A 1,392-nucleotide genomic window follows, 5' to 3' on the forward strand; every position below is an offset into this window, starting at 1 on the left:
GACGTCGTGATCGACGGCTTGGACCTGCCCGTGGTCGACGAGTCCTGCTACCGGGCGATGGACTGGCTGATCAACGCCGAGCCGGAGCTGGGGCGGATCGTGTTCGACAACACCGCCGACCTGTTGAACCTGGAGGTGGATCTGCTGTTCTTCGACACCACCTCCACCTACTTCGAGACCGCTGACGCCGACGTGCCGGTGGCCCGCGACGAGCGGGGCATGCCGGTCGGCGACGGTGAGCCGGCGGTGAAGGAGACCGGGTTCCGGACCTGGGGCAAGTCGAAGGACTCCCGGGGCGACCTGCCGCAGATCGTGGTCGGGATGGCCGTCACCCGCAACGGCATCCCGGTCAGATGTTGGGCCTGGCCTGGGAACACGGCAGACAGCGCGCTGATCCGTCAGGTGCGCGACGACATGCGGGACTGGTCGCTGTCGCGGATCGTGTGGGTCGCCGACCGCGGTTTCACCTCCGAGCACAACCGGCGCTACCTGCAAAAGGCCGGCGGGCACTACATCCTCGGGGAGAAGCTGCGCGGCGGCACGCCCGAGGCCGACGCCGCGCTGTCGCGGCAGGGCCGCTACCGGCACGTCGCGGACAACCTGCAGGTCAAGGAAGTGCGACTGTCCGGCGACCTGGCCGACGACCGGTTCGTGATCTGCTTCAACCCCGAGGCCGCCACCCGCGACGCCGCGATCAGGGCCCGCATGGTCGCGACCCTGGAAGAGATGATCGACGGCTCTGACAAGCTCGGCCGGGACAAGCGCGCCGAGCTGCGCGCTGTCATCTCCACCAAGCCCGGCCTGAAGCGCTACCTGCGCACCACCCCCGGCGGGCTGCTGCGCATCGACAAGAAGACCGTCGAGGCCGAGGCCAACCTGGACGGCAAGTTCCTGCTGCGCTGCTCCGACCCGAAGCTGTCGGCCGAGGACATCGCCCTGGGCTACAAGCAACTACTGGAAGTGGAACGCGGCTGGCGGGACATGAAATCGATCATCGACCTGCGGCCGGTCTACCACCGCGCCGAGGACCGCATCCGCGCCCACGTCCTGCTCTGCTGGCTCGCCCTGCTGCTCATCCGCATCACCGAAACCCGCACCGGGCAGACCTGGCCCGAGGTCCGCGACGAACTCCAACGCCTACACCTGGGCACCTTCACCGGCCCAGCCGGCTCCTTCCGCCAGCGCACCGAACTCACCACCGGCCAGAAGAAGATCCTGACCGCCCTCGGCCTGCCCGAGCCCCGCCGCGTCCTCGAGGCCACCCCCGCAACCTCCTGACCAGCACGAACGCCTCGGCCTAGTGACACGCCCCGTCACCGGGCCAACCCACGTTTCCCCAGCTCAACCCGCCATTTCGCGGACTAGCCAGCAACCTGATCTGTGGAACCCCGG

The 1,392-nt window shown here is 68.7% G+C and carries 1 protein-coding gene; it reads left to right on the plus strand.

What is annotated here, in order from left to right; all coding sequences use genetic code 11:
• A partial coding sequence (locus tag AB0I11_RS34375; protein ID WP_357330113.1) for a transposase occupies positions 1-1,278 on the plus strand: 1,278 nt, incomplete at its 5' end.
• Positions 1,279-1,392: the final 114 nt, after the last annotated feature.

The organism is Micromonospora sp. NPDC050495 (assembly GCF_040655175.1).
In the GTDB taxonomy this organism is placed as follows: domain Bacteria; phylum Actinomycetota; class Actinomycetes; order Mycobacteriales; family Micromonosporaceae; genus Micromonospora.